Source organism: Methanomicrobiales archaeon HGW-Methanomicrobiales-1 (genome assembly GCA_002839675.1).
In the GTDB taxonomy this organism is placed as follows: domain Archaea; phylum Halobacteriota; class Methanomicrobia; order Methanomicrobiales; family Methanospirillaceae; genus Methanoregula.
This window is the reverse complement of sequence record PGYM01000001.1, coordinates 814,235-836,144: the sequence shown is the minus strand read 5'-3', so window position 1 is coordinate 836,144 and position 21,910 is coordinate 814,235. Positions and strand designations below refer to the sequence as shown.

The following is a 21,910-nucleotide window of genomic DNA, read 5'->3' as shown; positions in this document are numbered from 1 at the left end:
TGCCATCATGGCGGATAATAACCCGACCTTGTGTTCCCTTGTCAGGCAGCATCAAACGGGTGTAATAATTCGATGCGGGGAAAAATAAAAAATATTTCCGGTGCACGTTTTTTTTAGAGCCACGATCCGGGGAATACCCCGCGGATTCAACCGGGTAATTCACCGGAAAAGTCCTGCGTATCAGGGTACCGACCGGACCGTAACCCAGAGATGCAGGTCCCGGTAACTCTGGTTGATCCGGTCCATCCCCGTGATCTGGTCGTCAGGAACGGTTTCATTGAACAGGAGAAATTCTAACCGGTTGACGGATGTCGTTGTAGGAGTGAAAAAATACGGGTTGATGACCGTCTCGTTATGAGGAACCGATACCGTGAACCGGTCGAGACGATTCATGGATTCAAGGGAGGAAGTATTGGTCCTTTCATCGAAATTCATAGTTAAAAAATAGGTCTCAACGGTATAATTGACGGTGCGGTATTCATGGTTGCCAATGCCGATAAAAAGAGAATTGTTCATGCCAGTCATAATCCGGGTCGGGTAATCAGCGGCCTTCTGCTTTTCACCAAGGATAAAAAATTCCGAAAACTTCTCACCCTCCTTGGGAACAACAATCACATAAACGGTAGTCCCTACTGCCGCAATAATCGCGATGAGCAGGATGATGGAAAGAATACGATCGGCAGGGGAGCTTCCCTCTTTTTTGAAGAATTCATCGGAAATTGCCCGTTGTATTTCCCGGAATGGGACAGTGAACCGTTCTTCTTCCGGCAACCGGGCCCTGCGGTACTGGGCTGCAAGACATAATCCGACCGTAAGGATACTCAGGCAGGTCACAATAGGGTCAAGCCGGATCCCCCAGGGAGTATAGTTAAGCGCAAGACCGGTAAGGGGGACAATGGCAATGGAGAGCCCGAACGATAGTGCGACACGTTCGATCCCATCAATGTCCCGTGCAGCGGGAAAGAGAGCGGCGATAAGAGCATACCCCGGGATAAACAATACGAGCGGCACACCAAAAATAATCCGCAAAAAGGATTCATTCAGGAATGGCAGGTAGATCGCAAGAAGAGCTGCGGCAAGCCAGAGTTCACATACAAGAAGGTCCCGGGGGATCTTCATCAGGACGAATGCATCGATAAGAGTATCGTAGGGGTGCTGCATCCGTACCATGTAGTATCGGTTATGTAGTCTGACATATTATTTTTGTCGAATAATACGTTTTGACCGGCAAATGATATGTCACAGCATCGTTTTTCCGGGAAACTGAGATCGCTAAAAATTCATCAAAAAAATTACCTGGGCCGGAAAATCAGTTCCCGGATGGCGAGAGAATTCCTCTCCGGGATCCGGTTACAAACTGAGTTCCGGTAGCCCCTTGGATCTGAATGCTTTGTTAATTTCCTGCCGTAACTGTTCAACACGTTTTTCATTGACCCGGGTGGTGACATGCATGTGCTCGATAACCGCCTTGTCGTCACGGTTGCTCTCATCCGCCCACACGGGAGTACCCTCAGGTCCCTGCAGGATATCGATGATTCTCTTATTGACCGATATGCGCCGGGAAAGCTTGGCATATTCACAGAACATTTCCTTGTCAACACCGGCTTTTTTGGCTAAGACCAGGGAATCTTTCAACTTCTGTTTTCGTTCAACAATATTATCAATTGCTGCATAGAGATCATTGGGCTGGAAGGGTTTTGTGATATAATCATCGATACAGATATTGTATTGTTTTGCAGCACCTGCAGTGAGTCTTTGTCCGGTGAGCATCAGGACCGGGATCGATTTGGTTTCCGGGTTTTTCTTGATCTCTTCGAGCGCCTGCCACCCGTCCATGGGTTCCATCCGTACATCCAGAAGTATCAGGTCAGGAATTTGTTTCCGGAGAATGTCGAGACATTCCTTTCCACTGAAGGCTTTGAGCGTTGCATAGCCTTTTTTATCAAGAAGTATGTCTATGAGGTTGACAAGATCCGGTTCGTCATCGACAATGAGGACTACCTCTTTTTCAGGAGTCTGCACTTTGGTCTTGCGACGGATAGTCAGGATCGCCATTATCGCTGCGCCAATAACAGAGGCGGATAAGAGAGCAACAAGGACAAGACTGGTACCTGGATCAGGTACTGCAGATTTTGCTGCAGGGACTTGCGCAAGGCAATCGGGATCATAGGGATAATCGGTGCAGAAGGCTGCAACCGCAGGGAGGAGATCCGCTGAAACTAAAAGACTGCCATCCCGGGTGTCAGACAAGCTGAACTTCTGCATATCCTGCTGATATGGAATTGTGAGAACCATGTTCCCGTTCGCGGGACTCTCGGTAAATCCGATAAGACTGTCGCCACCCGCAGGCCCTAAAATATCTCCCTGGGCAACTCCCGGCGCCTGGAACGAGAAGGATTTTAATTCATTTCCCTTTGCATCGAGAATTACTCCTTTTAAGTTTCCGGTCCGGATATTCAGGTTGGGAGATTTCCCGTAGGTGATTTCCGGTGAAGATATGGAATACCTGCCATCCTGGTAATCCAGGTGTATCTGCAGAATTTTTCCATAATCGGGAAGGGGTTGCGCTCCGGAGACCGGATTACAGGCTAATCCTGTGAGAATGAGTAACAGACAACAGAGGGTGATCCATCTCATGGTCGTTCAGCTCCCGATTGTGACAGGACATAGTTGATTCGTTGTGTGGAAGCATCCCCGAATTTTCCGCCATACCCGTTAGCCATGATGTCCGGCATGGGATCCCATTGCCAGAAATCCTTAATGCACGACGTTGAAACAGAATTTTTTTTCTGTATCTGGCGGCACAGGTCCGGATCCCGGTTATTGGTTTGTGCATCAGTCCTGCACGACTCTTCTGAGGCCCAGACATTTGCGTGGGGATCATTCTGGTAATAATAGGTAGAGCCGCAATAGGTATCGATCAATTCGAATACCGCGTGTCCCGACTCGTGTCTGAATAACATCACCTGGTCAGCAGGGGCCTTCATCACGCTGCGTCCCGGCCCAAAGTTCTGGAAGCATCCTGTAGGCTGGCAGGTGGAATCCGCATAAATCCCATAATATTGCGGGTAAAGGATAACCGTCACGTCACTGAAGGTGACATCGTTCCAGTAGCTCTCAGGCACGGTTCCGGCACAGCCGGAAAATGCATCCGCCGGTGCAGACGGGTCATAATAATAATAAAAATTGAAATGATCCCGGTAGTTTTCAGGAAGAGGATTTGAGGGGGAAGTATACTGATCCATATTCATAAAAGAGTTATCAATAAGGTTCATCGCGTCCTCCTTAAACCGGGTCTCATTGGTCATATAGAGAGGGGTAGAAACTTTGGCATGGTCTTTGCAGTTATATGATGTCGATGAAGGATAGAAAATAATATTGATTGCGTTTTTTGCCGGACCCTCCGGGTTCAGGGAGACCAGGGATCCTTTGGATATTGATACTTCAACGGAAGGTTCTGCAGGGAAAGCAATTTTTTTCGTAACCTCCTTAAACCCGGGCCGGGTCACCCGCACGGTATGGGTTCCGGTTTTTACATCCTGGATCACCAGTGTCCCGGCCCCATTCGCAGAAGAAGTTGTTCCACGGTATCCGCCGTCAAAATAAACCTGGGCATCGTCCAGAGGTTGCTTGGTCCGGGTATCCTTCACCATCACAATCACAGAATTTGCCGCAGAAACCGCAGAAACCGTGTAGGTAAGAGCAAAGATCATGATAACGGCAAGAACCAAACCGGATTTTCTGAGGTACGAGAGCCAGGTCATAAAACGGGAGTGAACCTCGGTGTCTGAATAATTTGCAGGCTTTTATACTAGTATTTTATTCCATGATATATAGTATATTCTTTATTCCCTTTTTGGGGGATATCTTTGTTTAAAACCATTCCGGGAACCTGCCTAATCCGGATTGATGAACCGGTTTATAATTCTGCGATTGGCCGGATGGCAGGTCCTGATTCAGCTTTAAAGAAAGGAAAATAATACTCAATGTTCACTCCCACGCGAGAGCTTTAATACCCTGCGAGGTATTGTTATTATAGAACCGTGAATCATTGCAACCAGTGCAGTCTTTCCCGTCGTTGCTGTGCAGATAATTTGCAAAGCGTTACGCGTGCAGGGACAGGCAATGGATTGCAGTGCAGACAAACACGGCAATCTGTGCCTCGGTAGGGTAGCGGACATCCTAGAAGCCTCCGGAGCTTTTGACCCGGGTTCAAGTCCCGGCCGAGGCGTATTGTTTTATGGTTTTTTCTGGAGAGAAGCGGAATATTTCTCACGATTCATTCATCCCAGGAAAATTATGCGGGGAATTCTGAGAGAGAGTCTGAAACCTCTAAAAAAATTGCCAAAGGATTTTTTAGTATCCGGGCAAAGCCTGGATTTTCAATAAAAAATAGGGACTAAAAAATTATAAAACCGGCTTCTTCTTGAGTGCAGCTACCAGCATTTTCACACCGGCTTCGATATCATTGCAGTCCACCACTTCTACCGGTGAATGGATGTACCGGGAGGGGATACTGACCGTAGTGCTCGGAATTCCACCCTTGGTCAGGTGAATTGCGGTTGCATCCGTAGTCCCGCCACTGCCAACTTCCATCTGCACGGGTATTGAATTCGAGTCTGCGGCTTCCTTGAGCCACTTGACAACTTTGCGGTTGGCGATGAGTCCCCTTCCACTGCTATCGACAATAGTGATGACCGGTCCCTTACTCATCAGGACTGGCGCATCTTTCAGATCAATGCCCGGGTGATCGCCAGGGATTGTGACATCGGTGGCAATCGCACAGTCGGGATCAAGAGCAAACGCGCTGGTGCGTGCACCTTTCAGGCCAACTTCTTCCTGCACAGTAAAGACACCGAAAATAGTGAGCGGGGAGTCGGTCTCTTTCAAGGTTTTGATTAACATTACGACACCGGCCCGGTTGTCGAAAGCTTTTCCGGTAACCCTTGAATTCGCCAGCTCGCAGAATTCCCGGTCGATCGTCACCGGAGTACCGACTTCAATGCCGAGATAATCGACCTCATCGGGGTTTGTTGCGCCGATATCGATAAAGAGATCATCGACTTTGACCCCCTTCTTGCGCTCCTCTTCATCCATCATGTGCGGGGGTTTGCCACCGATAACCCCGATGACGGGACCGTTTGCGCCATGGAGGACTACGCGCTGGTTGTAGAGTGTGGGGCCGTACCAGCCGCCAAGTGCAACGAACCGGATGAATCCTTTCTCCTCCACGTACTTGACCATGAGCCCGATCTCGTCCATGTGGGCGGCCAGCATCACCTTGAACTTGTTGCCATGCTTGATGGCAATGAGGTTGCCCATAGCATCCTCGCGGATCTCATCGACATGCCCCTTGAGCTCCTTTTTGATCAGTGCACTTACGCTGCCTTCACTGCCCGAAACACCGTGGGCGTTGGATAATTTACGTAACAATTCTTTGACCATGTTAATCACCTATTACTTTTTGGATCCTATCAAGGGCACGCTTCAGGTTCTCCCGCGAGTTGGCGTAACTCATGCGGGCGTACTCCGGCGCATTGACCCCAAACGCAGAGCCCGGGACGATCACTACACCGGCATCAATTATTTTCTGGGTAAGCGCAGGTTGCATCGGCACAAACGCATAGAATGCACCTTCGGGAAGCGGAAAGTCCAGACCGAGGGCAGACAATCCTTTGCAGAAGAGATCCCGCCGGGCCTGGTATTCATCCCGCATCACCGAAACGGGGTGCTGGTCTCCCTCGTATGCCGCAACTGCCGCATACTGGGAAATGGAAGTGGCGCATGCCTGGCAGTACTGGTGCACCTTGATGCACTGGCTGATAATCTCGGGGGAGGCAGCAAGGTAACCAAGGCGCCAGCCGGTCATCGCGTAGGTCTTGCTCGTCGCATTGATGGTAATGACATTATCCCCGAACTGGCCGGCGCTCCAATGCTTTTTGCCGTAAATGAAATGCTCGTACACCTCATCGGAGATGATGGTTACACCAGCATCATCAGCATATTCAACAAGGGCTTTGATGGATTCTTTGCTCTCGACAGCCCCGGTCGGGTTTCCCGGGGAGTTGATGACAAAAAGTTTTGCCCCGTCCATCAGTTCCTTGGCCTTTTCCACATCGAGGTGTAAATCTTTCGTGAGAGGAACACTGACCGGGTGAGCACCCGCGAGAGTGGCAAGGGATGCATACGATACAAAACCCGGATCCGGGCAGAGCACCCGGTCTCCATCGCCGACCATGGCCTGCATCACGATATGGAGCGCTTCGCTTGCACCGGCAGTAACGATGATCTGGGCCGGCTTGTAAGAGAGTTCGTTCTCCCGTTTGAATTTTGCACTGATCGCATTACGGAGTTCAGGAATGCCGTTGTTGCCGGTATACCCGGTCTTTCCTTCCTGTATGGCCCGGATTGCAGCATCCTTGATATGCCCGGGCGTATCAAAATCGGGTTGCCCGAGCCCGAGGTTAATGGAATCGGGACCCGCGGCCTCGAACAATTTACGAATCCCCGAGATCTCGATATCTTTTACCCTTTCTGCAAATTTCATACTCATCGCAATCCACCATTTTATTCAATATTCGTATGCCGGTTCTTGAGCGCACTCTCGTCGGTCTTGGTGATCTCCATGAGGCGTGACACCACTGCATCGGCAAAGATCATGGATACCGTTTCAAACAGGGTGCCCAACGGGGCAAATGATTTGTGTTCGCCCATCATCTGCCGGATCTCAAATTCGACTGCATCGTTTTCAACGGAATCCCGGTGATGCTCAATGATAACAATGCAATCCGCTATTTTTCCGATACGCGAATCTGCATTTGACGAGATAAGGCAGATTCTTCCGCCGATATCCTTTGCGGTTTCTGCAAGGTCAGCAACGGTCTTGGTCCTGCCCGAACCGGAAAAGATGACCATCAGGTCACCCTTGTTCAGTGCAGGAGTGATGGTCTCTCCGACAACGTAGGCATGGAACCCGAGGTGCATGAGGCGCATGGCAAACGCTTTTGCCACGAGCCCGGACCGTCCTGCCCCGATCACGTAAATGCGTTTTGCGTTTAAGAGTTCGGTGATGAACTTCCCGATATCATCGTCTGAAATGGTATTGGCAATTGAGCGGATCTTCGATGCCATCAGCCGCATCATTTCCTGTACCCTGTGGCTCTCCATACTTCTCCCACACAAGATGCTATTGCATAGTAGATGAGAATTTCGTAGTATAAGCCTGAATACCCCTTAAGTATTAGTAATAAAAAATGGGTAGATGTGATTACACCGTTGCTGAAATGGGCGGGTGGAAAACGGCAGTTACTGGATAAGTTAGGAGAACGGCTTCCCCATGAATGGGATACCTACTTTGAACCTTTCATTGGCGGTGGAGCATTACTGGTAAAACTGCACAATGAACACCGGGCAGATAAGGCAGTAATTTCCGATCTCAACGGTGAACTGATCAACCTGTACAGGGTAGTCCAGAAAAAACCTGAACAATTGATTGAAGAGTTGCAGGATCCTGTTTTTCAGAATGATGAGATTACCTTCAAACAGATTAAAGCCGATTTTAATGAGATCATCGGCACGACAAAAGAACCGGTGAAGCGGGCAGCTTTTTTGGTATATCTCAATAAACACAGCTACAATGGATTATGGCGGGTAAACAACAAAGGAAAATATAATGTCCCATTCGGCCGCCATGCAAAACTGAGTCTTCCAACGGAGACCTCGATTTTAAAATTTCACGCCATGCTTGAAAATGTTACCATATTAAACAAGGATTTTGCTGAGACCGTTAAAAAAGCCGGAAAAAATGATTTCATATATTTCGATCCTCCTTACCACCCCATATCAAAAACTGCACGTTTTACCGATTATAATTCAAATGGTTTCAAATTCCAGGACCAGGAACGACTGGCGGATCTGTTTAAAAAACTCGATAAGCGGGGAGTTTTTGTGATGCTCAGTAATTCACTGAACCCGGTTATCGAAGACCTGTACCGGGAATTCACGATACAACCCGTTGAAGCAAAACGTTACATCAATTGTAACGGGAAACGCCGGAACGGAATTTTTGAAATTATCGTTACCAACTATTGACCGGGAATGGATGGGCACGGGAAAAAACCGGAAATAAATTATCCGGATTTCCCTGCTCCATACCGTTCAATCGATCCGGTCACCGTAAGTTTGCCGTTTTCCAGTACGGATACGGCACCGTGCCCCCCGCAGATCAGGCACCTTTTTCCGGAAGCGGCAAGATAGTCATCCGTTACCTGTGCCAGGTCAGAAAGTCCTTTTCGTTCCTTTTTTGCACTGTCACTGTCAACATTGACCGAGGTCACGAGAAATGCCGCAAGGGAACTGTAGTCTGCCCGTTCTTTTGAAAGGCTTGCAAAATTTATCACGCTGTCGGCAGGAAACAGCAGGCCATATTCACGGGAGTACAGGAACACCTGTCCGGCGGTATGCCCGCTGAGACCATCGAGTATCTCCAGTTCAATATCGCCAATCTTGACTGCACCGATGACAGGAAATATACCGCGGGTTGCACCTTGCGGGGCGGAAATGCATTCTGTCTTTTCCGGGGTGTTGAATTTCGAGAACAGGTTGATCATCTTGGTATAGAATTCATCAAGGGAAGCGTGATCGCTGCGGGAGCCATAGGCCCGGTTATTTGTCCGGATGATCTCGAGCGTACTGCTGTGCATCAGCGCCGGTGCAGTAAAGAACCCGGCAGCACCGCAGTGATCTGCATCGGCGTGGGTAATAACAATCCGGCCGATCTTTTTTGCATCCTTGATACCATACCGGGAGAACATCGTCAAGACGTCATTATGGTAGATCCCGTACCCGGTATCGATCATCAGCAGTTCTTCTCCGGATTGTATCAGGAAGATATTCCCCCCGCAGGGCACCTGGAAGCAGAACAAGGTCGTGCGGGCATCGATCTGAAATTGCTGGATATCCGCGTAAAAATGCTCTCCCGTGGTCGCTTTCATTGTCTGGCCGGATGCAAGCACGCTCTCAAAAACTTTTTTGGGATCGCACCCCCGGTCCATCAGTTCCTGGGCCATATGGTTGGTATCGGCAAGGAACGAGAGCAGGAATGTATCTTCCGATTCCCCGATAAGCTCACGGATTGCCTGGGCGTACCGGACGTAAAAGATGGTATCATCCAGTTGTTTTCCCGTGGTATCGTACTCGATAATATCCAGCCGGTACAGGGATTTTAACTGGTTGAGCAACTGTTCGACTACTGCACCCTGTTCCAGGTTCAGGCTCACCATAAGGCGATCCGGGTGCCGGCTTTTGTCATCGAAATCCAGAAACGAGATATTTGCGCCAACTGCCGTGGTCAGGCCCAGGAATTCATACAGGGCTCCCGGGCGGTGGGTCAGGTATACGCAGAACTTTAAGAAACTCTGGGGTTTTATGGTGCTCTGGAGATACCCGATCTCTTCGAGATTCCGGGTAATCTGGGTATAGGATTCGGCCGGGGCGGTAACTTCGTAAAAAACGGTCCCGGAATCTATGCGCCGGTCAAACTGTATACGATTGATATTCCCGTCATATTGCTTGATGATCTCGGCTGCACGGTGCAGGGATCCAGGAGTGTCGGGCATGTGAGCAATAAAAGAAAATTTCTTCACGGAAATCACCGGTTATGCCAGTACAAGTTACTGTTAAAATCGATATAGGTTATGGTAAAAATATCTTTAAAAAAAAGATTATTAGTTTTTACATTCTTCGCCATATCAGGGCGATTGCACCGGTAATGATAAGCCCGATAAGTACTGTCACGGGTGAAAGCGGGATTGCTGAGGGAGTTTTCTGGAGAATCGGCGACAGGGTAACCCGGGCACCATCGGTGAGAGTAACCTGAAGAGAATAGGGCTGGTATCCGGGTGTTTTTAACTCGATAAGGTGGCTGCCGGAAGGCAGGTTGTTCAAATCCATCGGTGTAGTTCCCATCATTACCGAATCGAGGAATACTGAAGCTCCTGTTGGCGTTGATGCAAGGGTGAGTGTCCCTGTACCGGGTAGATTCTGGGGAAGCGCAACCGGGTTCATAGCTGGCGTTGCTACACTGACGGGAATAATTCCCGGGGTCGTGTTCGCTGAAATCAATGCTTGTGGCGAGGCGATGGTAAGATCCATCTGGAGAGGGATTTTTATCGCCGGATTGCTCACCCGGACAAAATACTGGCCGGGTTGCATGTCAACATGGAAACCATAATTGAAATATCCGGAACCACTAACTGGCGATGTGTAGGTATGATAAATTTTACCGGAACTGTCGGTCACATCAATCTGGACATAAGACACTCCGCGTTCGGATGAACCGGTTATCGATACATAGTCATCCGTTGTTGCTGGATTCGGCGTGGTTTTCGCATAAAATTCAGCTTTTTTCATGACTAATGAAGTTGTTGAAGATATTTCAGGGTGAGTGAGGTCAGCAGCAGTAACATAGTAGCGTGCGGTCTGCATCTTTTCAACGGCTTTAATGTTCGATGTATACCATGCAATCTTCCAGGTACCATCAGGATTTACTTCAACGGAATTTCCCGATCCGGGTTTCCCATTGAGATCATATATGGGGACACCCTCGGAGGGAAGACCGGGGCCGGTGATCCGGAGAAAGGTAATATTACCGGCAGTATTCTGACCATCTAAAATCACCGTATCGCCAATGTAGCTGCCACCGGAACCCCGGTACGCTATGCTTACGGTTCCATCGGCACCCATCACCGGCTGGAACATACAGATTGCTGCAATCAGCAGCACAAGAATGGAAAAAACCTTGTTAATTCGCACAATGCTCATTTTCTGGCCTCTCATTAAAGAGAATAGCATTTAAAAGGGATATATATTTTTGTTATTACCGGCTGCAGAGCCGTAAAGCAGGTATTTTTTTTCCTGTTACCTTATAACGAAAGTATATCAATATTACAAAGAATACGTTGTATCCGAGGGACTTTTACCATGACCGACGTTGAGTTGGCAATAAAAAATGGACAACTCCATTTAAAAACCGCGATAACGACAATTGAAGGAACATTTTCCTATGACGATACCGCTTATCATCTTCCCATATCTTATGCCCTGACCGGCATACCGGTGCATGACCGCGATACCCTGCTGGATGTTTTTTCCCGGACAAAGGAGAATTCACTGGTTGCCTCAGAAATAATTCTTGCAAAAAAGACCGCACAGGAGGGAAAAGAGGCCTCGCCCTATACCGGTTTTATTGGCGATACAATTATCCGGAAACTCGGGTACTCCCTTGTTGACGGCAGTATTCTCGGCCTTGCCCTCATTGTCGGAAACCCCCGGAGTGCCGGTGCTGCTGCTGCGATCTGCCGCGAACTCCAGGAAAAATATATGCTCACGTTTCTTGCCGGCCCGGTCGTGCCTTCATTATCGTCTGCCGGTGTAAAACTGGGTCTCGATTATCGCCTAATCCCCCTTGGATCCAGCACGCTTCATGGGGTGCACTTTGTCGATATCATTGCCCGCGTAGCGATGATGTTTGGGGGAGTCACCCCGGGCGACATGCACCGGCTGCTGACCTATGCAGCGGAGCGGGCAAAGGCAATTGTGATCGTCTTTCCGGGGCTTTCCGATGAAGAGATCGCCCTTGTCGATGGTATGCGGGTGCTCGGATTTCCCATCCTGTCACTCGATGATTATTCCGGCGGCGCATGGATCCCGGCTACTGCTGATGATGTTGTCCGGATCGGCATGGAATCAAAAGGCATTCGTGTCACCGTGACCGCAATCCCGATCCCGATGGGATGCTCCCCTGCCTTTGAAGGAAAAAGCATCCGCAAAGAAGAGATGTACGTGGAGTTTGGTGGCGGCAGGTCACCTGCATTCGAACTGCTCCGGATGAAAAATACCGGAGAGGTCAAAGACGGACAGGTAACCGTCATCGGCCCAGAGATCGATTCCATGGCAGAAGGATCCGCAAATCCGCTCGCAATTATTATTGATGTTGCCGGTAAAACCATGAAAAAAGATTACGAGCCGGTGCTCGAACGAAGGATTCATAATTTTGTCAATTATGGCGAAGGATCATGGCACGTTGCCCAGCGGGATCTCATCTGGGTCCGGTTATCGAAAGAAGTTGTTGCAAAAGGCGTGAAGATCGAGCATATCGGCAAACTGCTGGCCAGCAAGTTCCGTATGGATTTTCCCCAGTTACTGGATGCCGTCTCGGTCACGCTGATCACGGATAAGGAAAAAGTCCTGGCGGCAAAGAAGGAGGCAGACCAGGTCTATGATGAACGCGACGCCCGTATCAAGGGCATGCGTGACAGTGATGTAAACACCTATTATTCCTGCACGCTCTGCCAGACCTTTGCACCGAACCACGTCTGCGTGATCACTCCCGAACGGCCCGCCCTGTGCGGGGCCATCAGCTGGCTGGATGGCAAGATCGCGTATGAAATATCGCCATCCGGAGCGAACCAGCCGATAGAGAAAGGCCAGGAACTCAATGCCCAGAATGGTGAATTCGAAGGCGTCAACCGCTTTGTCAAGAAAGCCAGTCACGGGGAAGTGGACCGGTGCTCACTCTACAGTGTGATGGAATACCCGATGACCTGCTGCGGGTGTTTTGAATGCATTGCCCTGATGCTGCCGGAAGTGAACGGGATCATGGTGGTGAACCGTGAATTCAAAGGGCTGACTCCTTCGGGAATGTCATTTTCTACCCTTGCCGGTACCATCGGCGGCGGTGCACAGACCCCCGGGTTTGCGGGAATATCCAAAGGCTACATTCTTTCAGACCGGTTCTTACAGGGAGAGGGGGGTATCGAACGGCTCGTCTGGATACCCGCACAACTCAAAGAAGAACTCAAACCCCGGCTGATAAAAATACTGGCTGAACGGGGCAAACCTGACCTGTTTGAAAAGATCGCAGATGAGACAACGGCAGCCACAATCGAAGATCTCATGGTATATCTTGAGAAAATAAAACACCCGGCCCTGACCATGAAACCGCTGGTGTGATGCCATCATGGGATTTGACCTGAAATTTGACTGGAGTGGATCCGTAACCGAAGTGACTCTCGGTGCAACAAAAGCAGAAGGGGGAACCCGCCGCATTTCCTACCGGATTGGGGGAGGAAAAACACTCCCGTTCCTTGAGACAATCCCGGACTCACCCGCTCCACTCATAGCCTATGAGATTTGCGATAACCCGCAGTACTGGTCCCCGATTGTCCAGGCCTTTTGCGGGGATCTCGTAAATGATTGCGGGAGTTGGGCACATGCAGCAGATACGGTCTACAAGGCAGATATTGTCCGCCTGTTCCTGACCAGCACCCGGCAACGGGATTTTTCCGATATGGCATCGGTGGGAAAGAACGTAGAGACCGTGCTCTCTGCAACAAGCCTGCCTCTCATCATAGAGGGAAGCAATGAACCGAAAATTGACAGCGAGGTGTTCTTAAAATGCGGGGAGACCGGCCAGGGTGAACACCTGCTTTTAGGAACGGCTGAGGCAGGCAGGTACCGCAGTATCGCTGCTGCAGCCATGGCTTACGGTCATTCGGTAATAGCCCAGTCCCCGATAGATGTCAACCTGGCAAAACAGCTCAACATCCTGTTAAAGGAGATTGGCGTAACCCGGGACCATATCATCATCGATCCCTACACCGGCTCGCTGGGGTATGGCTTTGAATATTCCTATTCTGCCATGGAGCGGATCCGGTTTGCTGCGTTGAAAGGCGATGCCGATCTTGCCATGCCACTCATCTGTTCTGCGATTGACACACTGACCGCAAAGGAAGTGCGTGAGGCAGACCCGGCGATCCAGGACGATATTGCGGTCCAGTGGGAATTCACTACCGGTCTTGCCGCTGCGGCAGCGGGTGCAGAGATTATCTGTGTGCGGCATCCACGGACTATTCCCCTGCTCAGGAAAGCTTTTTCCAGCCTGAATACCGGAAAAACTACCGGGGGGGAAACATAACATGGCGCTCAAGGCACTCGACATCTACAAACTCCTGCCCAAGAAAAACTGCAAGGAATGCGGTGACCCCACCTGCCTTACATTTGCCATGAAACTTGCCGGGGGCAAAGCGGATGTGGACCTCTGTCCCTACCTGGATGATGCTGCCAAAGCTGTGCTGGGTGCAACGACACGCCCGCCAATCAGGCTTGTGAAGCTCGGAATCGGGGAACGGTCCTTTGCTGTTGGTGAAGAGTTTGTACTCTACCGTCACGAAAAGACGTTCTATCACCCCCCGGGTATATTGTTTAAGATTAGCGACACGCTGAGTCCTGATGAGATTTCAGCAGTAACAGCGCGTGTCCGGGACGAGTCATTTACCCGGGTGGGAGCGGATCTCCGGTTTAACGGGATTGCGATAGAAAATGCCAGCGGCTCTCCCGAACAGTTTGCCCGGGCTGTCGAGACCGTTGAAAAAACTGCCGACCTGCCACTCATACTGATGGCAACGGACACAACAGCCCTTTCAGCAGCCCTGGCCCATTGTGGTACCTACCGCCCCCTGATCCATGCGGCAACGCAGGAGAACCGCAAGGAACTCTGTACCCTGGCAAAACAGCACGGGTGCCCGCTGGCAATCCGGGGTAAAACAATCGAAGAACTCGTGTTACTGGCAAAAGACTGCACGGCTGATGGCGTGCAGGACCTCATTTTGGATCTTTCTCCGGAATCATTGCAGGCATTTATTGTCCGTTCTACCACGGTACGCCAGCTTGCTATCACCCGGGAAGCCCCCGATCTCGGGTACCCGGTATTTCTCGATGCTTCTGTCATGGATCAACAGGATGCGGCAATTACCTTAGGCATAGCAAAATATGCTGCCGTGATCGTTTCCACTCCCCTTCCCCCGGCAACGACAAAAGCCGTCCTGACCCTGCGCCAGAATATTTACACCGATCCCCAGAAACCCATCCAGATGAACCCGGGCCTGTACCGCGTGGGTAACCCGGGAAAAGATGCACCCGTCCTGATGACTGTGAACTTTTCCCTCACGTTCTTTACCCTGCAGGGCTATCTCGAATCCACCCGTATGCCCTGCTTCATGCTGATTGTCGACACGGAGGGGCTCTCGGTACTGACAGCCGTTGCCGCAGGAAAACTGAGCGAGATACTGGTACGGGATTCGATAAAGAAATTCGCAGTCGAAGACGAGGTATCTCACCGGAAACTTATCATACCGGGCTACGCATCCCCACTTTCGGGAAGGATTGAAGAGGCAACCGGGTGGAAAGTGTTAGTCGGTCCACGGGACGCTGCCGAAATAGGGGAGTACCTGCACGAGGAGTGGAAGCAATAAATGCGGACCGTCACGTTCCTCCCCGGGTATCGCAAGATCGAGATCGCACGGGGCAGCACTATCCTCGATGCGGCCCAGCGGGCCGGGCTGAACATCAACGTTGTCTGCGGGGGCCAGGGGAAATGCGGGAAATGTGTAGTGTATGTCCAATCGGGAAAGACTAGCTTTGATGCGCAAAAATACGGGCGGTTTATTACCGAAGATGAACTCAAACGGGGTGCCTGCCTTGCCTGCGAGACAACGATCGATAGTGATCTGCAGGTGTTTATTCCCGAGAGCACGTTGATACAGGAACAGAAGATCCTCATCGAAGGCCAGGATACTGCCATTGAATTTCACCCGTCTGTCAGGAAATATTACGTGGAACTCCAGCCCCCCACACTCTCCGATCCTTCACCGGACCTTTCCCGTCTGCTCTGGGGCATCCAGAAAAGCGGGGGTCCGGCCGCTGAAAAGATGTATGTGCCATTGGAAGTGCTCAGGGAAATCCCGGCAATCCTGCGCCATGCCGAATGGAAATCAACCGGCACAGTCTCTCTTGTACCGGGAGGATACCGTCTTGTGGACCTGCAGGAAAATGATACCTCCAAAAGACTCTATGGTGCAGCAGTTGACCTTGGTTCTACAACAATTGTCGTGTACCTCTGGGATCTTGTATCCGGCAAAATTGCCGGGATTGCATCGAATTATAACCGCCAGATCAGTTGCGGCGAGGATATTTTAGCCCGCGTAAATTTTGCCCGTAAGAACGGGCTTAACAAACTCCAGGCACTGGCGACCGAGAGTATCAACACTGCGATCACTTCGGCATCCAATACCGCAGGAGTCGACCGGGAGGATATCTACGAAGTGGTTGTGGCAGGAAATACCGTAATGACTCATATGCTGCTTGGCATCGATCCGGCATACATGATCGCAGAACCCTATGTCCCGGTAGTCCGCAGGGCACTTTCGGTGGCTACGGGCAGGATCGGCATTGCCTGCAATAAAAACGGCGGGCTCTTTGTTTTCCCCGCGGTAAGCGACTTTATCGGTGGCGATATCATAGCCGATATTCTCACCTGCGGCATGGGTGAGAGAGAAGAGATCTCCCTCCTGATCGATATTGGTACCAATTTTGAAATCGTGCTTGGCAATAACGAGTGGATGTTCTCGTGTGCGGGCGCAGCCGGCCCCGCTCTTGAAGGTGGCGAGGTACTATTTGGCATGCGGGCAAACCCGGGGGCTATCGAGAAACTGACGCTCGATCCGGGCACGCTCAACCCGGTCTATTCCACGATCAATGGCATCAAACCCCGGGGCATCTGCGGATCCGGCCTTATCGACCTCCTCGCAGAACTTCTCTGCACCTGTGTCATCGACCGCACCGGCAGGATCAACACCGGTATAGCCAACCCACGGATACGGACTAACGGTCACTTCCCCGAATTTGTTGTTGCCTGGGCAGCTGAAACCGATCTGGGAAAAGATATTGTCATAACAGAAAATGATATCAAAAACCTGATCATGAGCAAGGCATCGGTGCATGCGGCCTGCCTGACCCTGATGAAACAGGCCGGCATTACCCACCGGGAAATTACCACCATCTATTTTGCCGGGGCATTTGGCAATTACATCAACAAGAAGAATGCCACCATCATTGGCCTGATACCGGAGATAGGCATCGACCGGATTATCAATATCGGCAACGGTGCAGTAACCGGGGCCAATATTGCACTCATCAACCGGAGAAAGAGAAAGACCCTTGATGAGATTGCCTGCCGGATTGCCTATATCGAGCTGAATGCCGAGTCGTCATTCATGGATGAGTACACCTCCAGCACATTCCTGCCCCATACGGACCTGACGCTCTTTCCCATGGTCCAGAAACTGCTGGATACCTGCCGGATTGCAAAGGAGTGAAAAATGGCAAAGATGATCACTTCCCCCCATTCACAGGCAACCGGTGTCGGTGCCCTCCCCCACAAGGATCCCCGCGAAGCATGCAACGATGTTTTGGAAATCTTTCCCTCCTTTCCCTACATCCCCACATTACCCGACCGGGGACAACTGGAGAGTATCGTCTTTAACGACTCCGAACAGTTGCCCGGGAGGATTATTCGCGATGACCGTCTCCTCTTTGACAGCACCACCGACCAGACCGCAGCAATGGAACAGGTATACATGGATTATGTTGAACAGAATTTCACTCCTTATGCCCTGCACAAGGACTATGCCTCAGCATTTTCCGAGATGATGACGCGCGATCTCGCCAATACCGGTATATTGAAATTCCAGGTAACCGGTCCGGTCACGTTTGGCATGCAGGTCGTAGACGCAGACAAGCGCCCGATCTATTACGACAGCCAGCTCGCCGATGTGCTGGCAAAGATGCTGGCCTTAAAAGCCCGCTGGTGTGAAGTCGAGATGCAAAAGCAGACCGGAGTGAAAGAGACCTTAATCGTTCTCAATGAACCCTATCTTGCGTCCCTTGGGTCTTCGGTCGTGCCTGTTGACAAGGAGACGGTGAAAGCCGGCTGGGAAGATATCGCATCGCTGGTAGAAGGAGGCCTCGGCATCCACTGCTGCTCGAATACGGATTGGGAATTTGTCCTGGGACTCAATCCTTCGGTTGTCTCCATCGATGCCTATACAACGGCAAAGGAATTCCTGCTGTACGCTGATACCATCACCGGCTATATGGAACGGGGCGGGGTTGTGGCATGGGGCATTGTTCCTGCGGATTTTCGGATCTTTGTCACCGAGACTAACGGTTCTTTGTACCAGAAATATCTCGATATCCGCACGCAGCTCTGCGCTCGCATGCCCGAAGATCTCTTCGATGCGCAATCCCTCATCACGCCGAGTTGCGGCATTCGTTTTGCCGATCGCGCCTCTGCCGGTTCCATCATGCAGGCTGCCGCGGAAATTTCAAAGCGAGTTCACACCATAAACAGTTGAACTTAAAGACAGGTTTTTTTATGCTCCACCACCCATTCACGATAGTTGTTTCCGGTAAAGGCGGAACCGGTAAGACTACTCTTAGTTCCCTGCTCGTGCGTTCATTCATCGAACTCGGGGATAAACCGGTGCTTGCCGTAGATGCGGATCCGAATGCAAATCTCCATGAAGCGCTTGGCGTGACCATCCATGAGACCCTTGGCAGTATGCGCGAGGAGGCATTTACCCGGAAGATCCCTCCGGGTATGAACCGGCACGGTTATGTCCGGTTCCGGTTCCGGCAGGCACTTGTTGAAGCCGAAGGATTCGATCTGGTTGCCATGGGGAGACCGGAAGGCAGCGGGTGTTACTGTTTTGCAAACGATCTCCTGTCAGAATGCATGACCGAGCTTGAGCGGGAGTATCGTTTTATTGTTATTGACACGGAAGCGGGCATGGAGCATATCAGCAGGGGGACCATAGGAAAACCCGATATGCTTCTTATTGTAAGTGACCCCGGTGCCCGTGGACTGAGAACAATCTCACGGATACGGGAGATTGCCACCCAGCTCGGGTTGGAACCTGAAAAGATCCATATTGTTTTCAATAAGTACAAAACCGGCACGGCACCGGTCGATATCGGTACGGAAACTCCTATTGCATTACTCCCGGATGATCCGAACGTGGAGGCAGCGGATCTTGCTGCAACACCGGTCTCACAAATCCCTGTTGGGAGCCCTGCCCGCGTTGCCGTGCTGGAACTGGCAGAGAAAATACGGGCACTCGCAAAAGAGCATTCAACCATTTAAAAAAAATATTTAAAAAAAAGTTTTAAAGGAAAACGGCTACGGCAATTGTTGTCGTCCAGAGGCCGTTTTTGTCCCCTTCAGCGGACTGACAGGTGTTTTTTGTTTTGATAATCTTGCCACTTGCTTTGTATATCTGCTCGCGTTCCTGCCAGGCAAGATTCACATCGAATTCAATACCGAGGGTGGTAGCCAGCATCGTTGCAGCAAGATCTTCGGCATATTCTCCGGTCTTTTCCTGGGTTTCCCCATAAGCATGATGTTCGGAAAGATACCCGTATTCCTCGGAATCTTTGGGCAGGGCAAGACCTATTGCTGAAGAGACCAGGCGGTTGGGCTCGTTGGTATCGTTCCGGGCCATAACACAGTACGTGATACCCCCGGGAAGCAGTTGATTTAACCCCTCTTTCCTGGATACCTGTTTGCAATTGGGAGGGAATATACTTGAAACATACACAAGATTACATTTCTCTATCCCGGCCTTTCTCAGAGCAAGCTCAAAGGAAGCGAGATGATCTTTATGAACGCCTACTCCCTTAGTGAAAAAGATCTTTGTCGGAACAAACATATTTTAAAAATATTATCCGTTTCCCTTTTTAAGTTTTGGACATTATAATCCAAATTACATCAAATCAAAGGTTTTTGTCAGCGAAATATCCTGCCGCGCCCTTTCAGATTTTTTGACCGGGCAGCCTTCAACCACAAAAAAATCATTTTGAAGCAAGACCGGCAATAATTCCGGGCAACTCATCCATTGCATCGATGGTAAAATCTGCTTCAGATGCGCTTTTGGCATCAGAGAACCGGTCACCATAACGGGCATAGACCGAACGAATGCCCAGCAGCCTGCAGGGCTCGATATCCCGCCGCAGGCTGTCTCCCACTAAAAGCACCTCATGGGTTTTTGCCCGCATCATCTCAAGGGCAAAGAGGAAAGGGTCAGGTGCGGGTTTCTTTACCCCAACCATATCGGACGTTACCATGCCACAGAAAAACGGGAGAAGCCCGACTTTTTCAAGACGGAGGGTCGCATCCTTCGAATGGGCGTCCGTGATAATTCCCATCGGGTACCCGGATTGCCGGAGCAGTTCAAGCGTTTCTTTTACTCCGGAGTAAGGCGTAATGGAAAGGAGTTTTTCCGTCTCGTAAATCCGGCATGCAGTTGAATACATTTTATCCGGAGAGAGCGAGTTGTCCGTCATGTAATCGAGAATATTTTCATGTGCTTCAAATCCCCGTACAGGGCGCAGGAAATACTCAAACAGTGCGTCACCGTCTCCAGTTCCTAAGAACTCTGCGACCGCATGGCAGGACGCGATCTGTGCGTCGACCAGATCAAAAAGAGTATTATCCATGTCGAAGAGGAGTGTTGTTATTTCCCTGCCCTTCTGCATTTCCGGCATTATCATTGCTACCATAATGGTATTGCCATAACCAAAGGATTATTGATCAGGGCATTTTTCTGATCAGAGAGTTAACATAAAAATGCGTCATCAAAAAGGATATTGACCGGAACCCTGACCATGGAAGATACCTATCTCATTGAGATCCGTCTTGGAAAGACCAAATGGCGGGTAAAAGAGACAGTTTTTGCTATCGGTAGGAAATTCCACCTGGGGCCATTTATCGAACGGCATCCTCACGTAACCCTGTTCGGGCCATTAACTCTCAATGACGGTATCAGTCAGGAACAACTCCTTGATACCATCGGGAAAATTGCATCGGGATTTGATCCTATCCCTTTCATGATTGACGGATGGGAAAAACGTGAGGGCATGCATGGCAGTGTCATTGCCTTTCCGGTAAAATCCTCAGAATCCTTACGGGAGCTTACTGCATTGCTCGCAAATGCCCTTACTCCCCTTACCCAGAGCCATAATGGCTGGGATGCATATCCTGACAAGAAATGGTTCCACGTGACTGTGGCAAACCGGCTCGAACTAAAAAAGGCCGCAGATATTTTTTCTGTTATTAGAAAATCAGCAGATGTTCTTCCCCACATCGATCGATCACACTTTCGAAAACTCTCGGGTTTTCTGGCAAGGCTGAAACAAACCCTGCACCTGAAACACAGGATAATTATCTGGCCGGTTACGCTGGATGAAACCGGGCTCAGGATTACCGTTATGCACGGAGAAAAGATCGAGGCCGAATACGATCTTTTATTGAAATGCTGGGTCTTTGGAGAGGGCAGCCATTCTTCCCAGTCATGGCAAAAAACGCTCTGTCACTATCGCTGCACAGAGGAATTTGAACGTACTGACAGAAAACCGGAAACTTCTGATGACCTGTTTGTGATTTCAGATCTTCATCTGGGTCATGCCAATATTATCCGTTATTGCTCCCGGCCATTCCTGTTTTCCGATCCCGGTGAGATGGACCGCGTGCTTATCGCCAACTGGAATTCTGTAATTTCTGAAACGGGGAGAGCATATTTCCTGGGTGATTTCCGCTATGGGGCCCATGCACAGGTGGCTGATTATTATCGTGAACAACTGCAGGGCAATATCACCTTTATTGCCGGGAATCATGATGGAACGGATCTGGATGCAATTCCGTGCTCGGAACTCGATTACCAGGGATTTTCATTTCTGTTGATCCATGATCCCGCAAATGCCCCGGCAGATTTCAAGGGCTGGGTGATTCATGGTCACCACCATAACAATGATCTTCATCATTATCCTTTCATCAATTTTTTAGAGCGGCGAATCAATGTGAGTGCAGAAGTGATTGGGTATGTACCCATCAGTTTACGCGAGATCTGCCAGATCATACAATCCCGTCTGGCGAGCGGGAATACAGAACCGTTGCTCCTGAAATATCCCTATACAAGATAGGCGTGCAGGTCCTGATACGAGTCCTCCACTCTTCAGA

18 protein-coding genes and 1 tRNA gene are annotated in these 21,910 nt (G+C 50.2%); 9 read left to right on the top strand and 10 right to left on the bottom strand.

Translation table 11 applies throughout. The features are described 5' to 3' along the window. Window positions 1–180 precede the first annotated feature (180 nt). The 3 genes from CVV30_04320 to CVV30_04310 all read right to left on the bottom strand — a co-directional run bounded on the left by CVV30_04320 (window position 181) and on the right by CVV30_04310 (window position 3,764). Window positions 181–1,170 (bottom strand): hypothetical protein, encoded by a 990-nt coding sequence (locus CVV30_04320; GenBank protein PKL70583.1) that lies wholly within the window; start codon window positions 1,168–1,170, stop codon window positions 181–183. Between the two features lie 180 nt (window positions 1,171–1,350). Beyond that, window positions 1,351–2,637 (bottom strand): hypothetical protein, encoded by a 1,287-nt coding sequence (locus CVV30_04315; GenBank protein ID PKL70582.1) that lies wholly within the window; start codon window positions 2,635–2,637, stop codon window positions 1,351–1,353. Beyond that, complete coding sequence (locus tag CVV30_04310) at window positions 2,634–3,764, bottom strand: hypothetical protein (GenBank protein ID PKL70581.1); 1,131 nt, start codon at window positions 3,762–3,764, stop codon at window positions 2,634–2,636. The genes CVV30_04315 and CVV30_04310 overlap by 4 nt, the downstream gene beginning before the upstream one ends. Window positions 3,765–4,159: 395 nt before the next feature. Here CVV30_04310 and CVV30_04305 point away from each other — a divergent pair. Then, window positions 4,160–4,231 (top strand) — tRNA-Arg (locus CVV30_04305). Window positions 4,232–4,407: 176 nt separating this feature from the next. On the opposite strand, the gene CVV30_04300 is transcribed toward CVV30_04305, so the two are convergent. From CVV30_04300 to hxlB, 3 genes are read right to left on the bottom strand one after another with little or no spacing between them, the layout of a single operon-like run. Further along, window positions 4,408–5,445, bottom strand: coding sequence for a peptidase M42 (locus tag CVV30_04300; protein ID PKL70580.1), 1,038 nt, complete (start codon window positions 5,443–5,445; stop codon window positions 4,408–4,410). Window position 5,446: 1 nt separating this feature from the next. Then, entirely contained in the window at window positions 5,447–6,553 is a 1,107-nt protein-coding gene (locus tag CVV30_04295) for an aspartate aminotransferase (protein ID PKL70579.1), read from the bottom strand. A 14-nt stretch (window positions 6,554–6,567) separates the two neighbouring features. After that, window positions 6,568–7,167, bottom strand: coding sequence for a 6-phospho-3-hexuloisomerase (gene hxlB, locus CVV30_04290; GenBank protein ID PKL70578.1), 600 nt, complete (start codon window positions 7,165–7,167; stop codon window positions 6,568–6,570). 72 nt (window positions 7,168–7,239) lie between these two features. Here hxlB and CVV30_04285 point away from each other — a divergent pair, with 72 nt between their 5' ends. Next, on the top strand, window positions 7,240–8,091 hold the full coding sequence (locus CVV30_04285; GenBank protein ID PKL70577.1) for a DNA methyltransferase: 852 nt from the start codon (window positions 7,240–7,242) through the stop codon (window positions 8,089–8,091). 38 nt (window positions 8,092–8,129) lie between these two features. Here the strand turns inward: CVV30_04285 and CVV30_04280 are convergent, their stop codons facing one another. Both CVV30_04280 and CVV30_04275 read right to left on the bottom strand, forming a co-directional pair. Then, window positions 8,130–9,644: an MBL fold hydrolase gene (locus CVV30_04280; protein ID PKL70576.1), complete on the bottom strand. Its 1,515-nt coding sequence runs from the start codon at window positions 9,642–9,644 to the stop codon at window positions 8,130–8,132. Window positions 9,645–9,732: 88 nt separating this feature from the next. Then, window positions 9,733–10,851 (bottom strand): hypothetical protein, encoded by a 1,119-nt coding sequence (locus CVV30_04275; protein PKL70575.1) that lies wholly within the window; start codon window positions 10,849–10,851, stop codon window positions 9,733–9,735. Window positions 10,852–10,980: 129 nt separating this feature from the next. On the opposite strand from CVV30_04275, the gene cdhC reads away from it, so the two are divergent. The 6 genes from cdhC to CVV30_04245 are packed head-to-tail and all read left to right on the top strand — an operon-like array spanning window position 10,981 to window position 19,039. Continuing rightward, on the top strand, window positions 10,981–13,011 hold the full coding sequence (gene cdhC, locus CVV30_04270) for a CO dehydrogenase/CO-methylating acetyl-CoA synthase complex subunit beta (protein PKL70574.1): 2,031 nt from the start codon (window positions 10,981–10,983) through the stop codon (window positions 13,009–13,011). Window positions 13,012–13,018: 7 nt separating this feature from the next. Then, complete coding sequence (locus CVV30_04265; protein ID PKL70573.1) at window positions 13,019–13,975, top strand: acetyl-CoA synthase; 957 nt, start codon at window positions 13,019–13,021, stop codon at window positions 13,973–13,975. Window position 13,976: 1 nt separating this feature from the next. After that, a complete protein-coding gene (locus CVV30_04260; protein PKL70572.1) occupies window positions 13,977–15,311 on the top strand; it encodes an acetyl-CoA synthase in 1,335 nt (444 codons plus the stop codon). Further along, window positions 15,312–17,213, top strand: a complete 1,902-nt coding sequence (locus tag CVV30_04255) for a ferredoxin (protein ID PKL70571.1) — start codon at window positions 15,312–15,314, stop codon at window positions 17,211–17,213. A gap of 3 nt (window positions 17,214–17,216) precedes the next feature. After that, window positions 17,217–18,251: a hypothetical protein gene (locus CVV30_04250; GenBank protein PKL70570.1), complete on the top strand. Its 1,035-nt coding sequence runs from the start codon at window positions 17,217–17,219 to the stop codon at window positions 18,249–18,251. A 20-nt stretch (window positions 18,252–18,271) separates the two neighbouring features. Continuing rightward, entirely contained in the window at window positions 18,272–19,039 is a 768-nt protein-coding gene (locus CVV30_04245; protein ID PKL70569.1) for a carbon monoxide dehydrogenase maturation protein, read from the top strand. Window positions 19,040–19,061: 22 nt separating this feature from the next. On the opposite strand, the gene CVV30_04240 is transcribed toward CVV30_04245, so the two are convergent. Together CVV30_04240 and CVV30_04235 are read right to left on the bottom strand one after the other, a co-directional pair. Beyond that, the gene (locus CVV30_04240; protein ID PKL70568.1) at window positions 19,062–19,604 is read right to left on the bottom strand and encodes an arginine decarboxylase, pyruvoyl-dependent; all 543 of its coding nucleotides are present in this window, start codon (window positions 19,602–19,604) and stop codon (window positions 19,062–19,064) included. A 142-nt stretch (window positions 19,605–19,746) separates the two neighbouring features. Continuing rightward, a complete protein-coding gene (locus CVV30_04235; protein ID PKL70567.1) occupies window positions 19,747–20,430 on the bottom strand; it encodes an HAD family hydrolase in 684 nt (227 codons plus the stop codon). 129 nt (window positions 20,431–20,559) lie between these two features. On the opposite strand from CVV30_04235, the gene CVV30_04230 reads away from it, so the two are divergent. Beyond that, the gene (locus CVV30_04230; protein ID PKL70566.1) at window positions 20,560–21,873 is read left to right on the top strand and encodes a hypothetical protein; all 1,314 of its coding nucleotides are present in this window, start codon (window positions 20,560–20,562) and stop codon (window positions 21,871–21,873) included. Window positions 21,874–21,910: the final 37 nt, after the last annotated feature.

Coding starts and splice junctions, on each gene's coding strand:
- CVV30_04320 (PKL70583.1), bottom strand. CDS start 1,170: ATGGTACGGATGCAGCACCCCTACGATACTCTTATCGATGCATTCGTC.
- hxlB (PKL70578.1), bottom strand. CDS start 7,167: ATGGAGAGCCACAGGGTACAGGAAATGATGCGGCTGATGGCATCGAAG.
- CVV30_04255 (PKL70571.1), top strand. CDS start 15,312: ATGCGGACCGTCACGTTCCTCCCCGGGTATCGCAAGATCGAGATCGCA.
- CVV30_04235 (PKL70567.1), bottom strand. CDS start 20,430: ATGCAGAAGGGCAGGGAAATAACAACACTCCTCTTCGACATGGATAAT.
- CVV30_04315 (PKL70582.1), bottom strand. CDS start 2,637: ATGAGATGGATCACCCTCTGTTGTCTGTTACTCATTCTCACAGGATTA.
- CVV30_04245 (PKL70569.1), top strand. CDS start 18,272: ATGCTCCACCACCCATTCACGATAGTTGTTTCCGGTAAAGGCGGAACC.
- CVV30_04295 (PKL70579.1), bottom strand. CDS start 6,553: ATGAGTATGAAATTTGCAGAAAGGGTAAAAGATATCGAGATCTCGGGG.
- cdhC (PKL70574.1), top strand. CDS start 10,981: ATGACCGACGTTGAGTTGGCAATAAAAAATGGACAACTCCATTTAAAA.
- CVV30_04240 (PKL70568.1), bottom strand. CDS start 19,604: ATGTTTGTTCCGACAAAGATCTTTTTCACTAAGGGAGTAGGCGTTCAT.
- CVV30_04250 (PKL70570.1), top strand. CDS start 17,217: ATGGCAAAGATGATCACTTCCCCCCATTCACAGGCAACCGGTGTCGGT.
- CVV30_04265 (PKL70573.1), top strand. CDS start 13,019: ATGGGATTTGACCTGAAATTTGACTGGAGTGGATCCGTAACCGAAGTG.
- CVV30_04260 (PKL70572.1), top strand. CDS start 13,977: ATGGCGCTCAAGGCACTCGACATCTACAAACTCCTGCCCAAGAAAAAC.
- CVV30_04300 (PKL70580.1), bottom strand. CDS start 5,445: ATGGTCAAAGAATTGTTACGTAAATTATCCAACGCCCACGGTGTTTCG.
- CVV30_04310 (PKL70581.1), bottom strand. CDS start 3,764: ATGACCTGGCTCTCGTACCTCAGAAAATCCGGTTTGGTTCTTGCCGTT.
- CVV30_04275 (PKL70575.1), bottom strand. CDS start 10,851: ATGCTATTCTCTTTAATGAGAGGCCAGAAAATGAGCATTGTGCGAATT.
- CVV30_04230 (PKL70566.1), top strand. CDS start 20,560: ATGGAAGATACCTATCTCATTGAGATCCGTCTTGGAAAGACCAAATGG.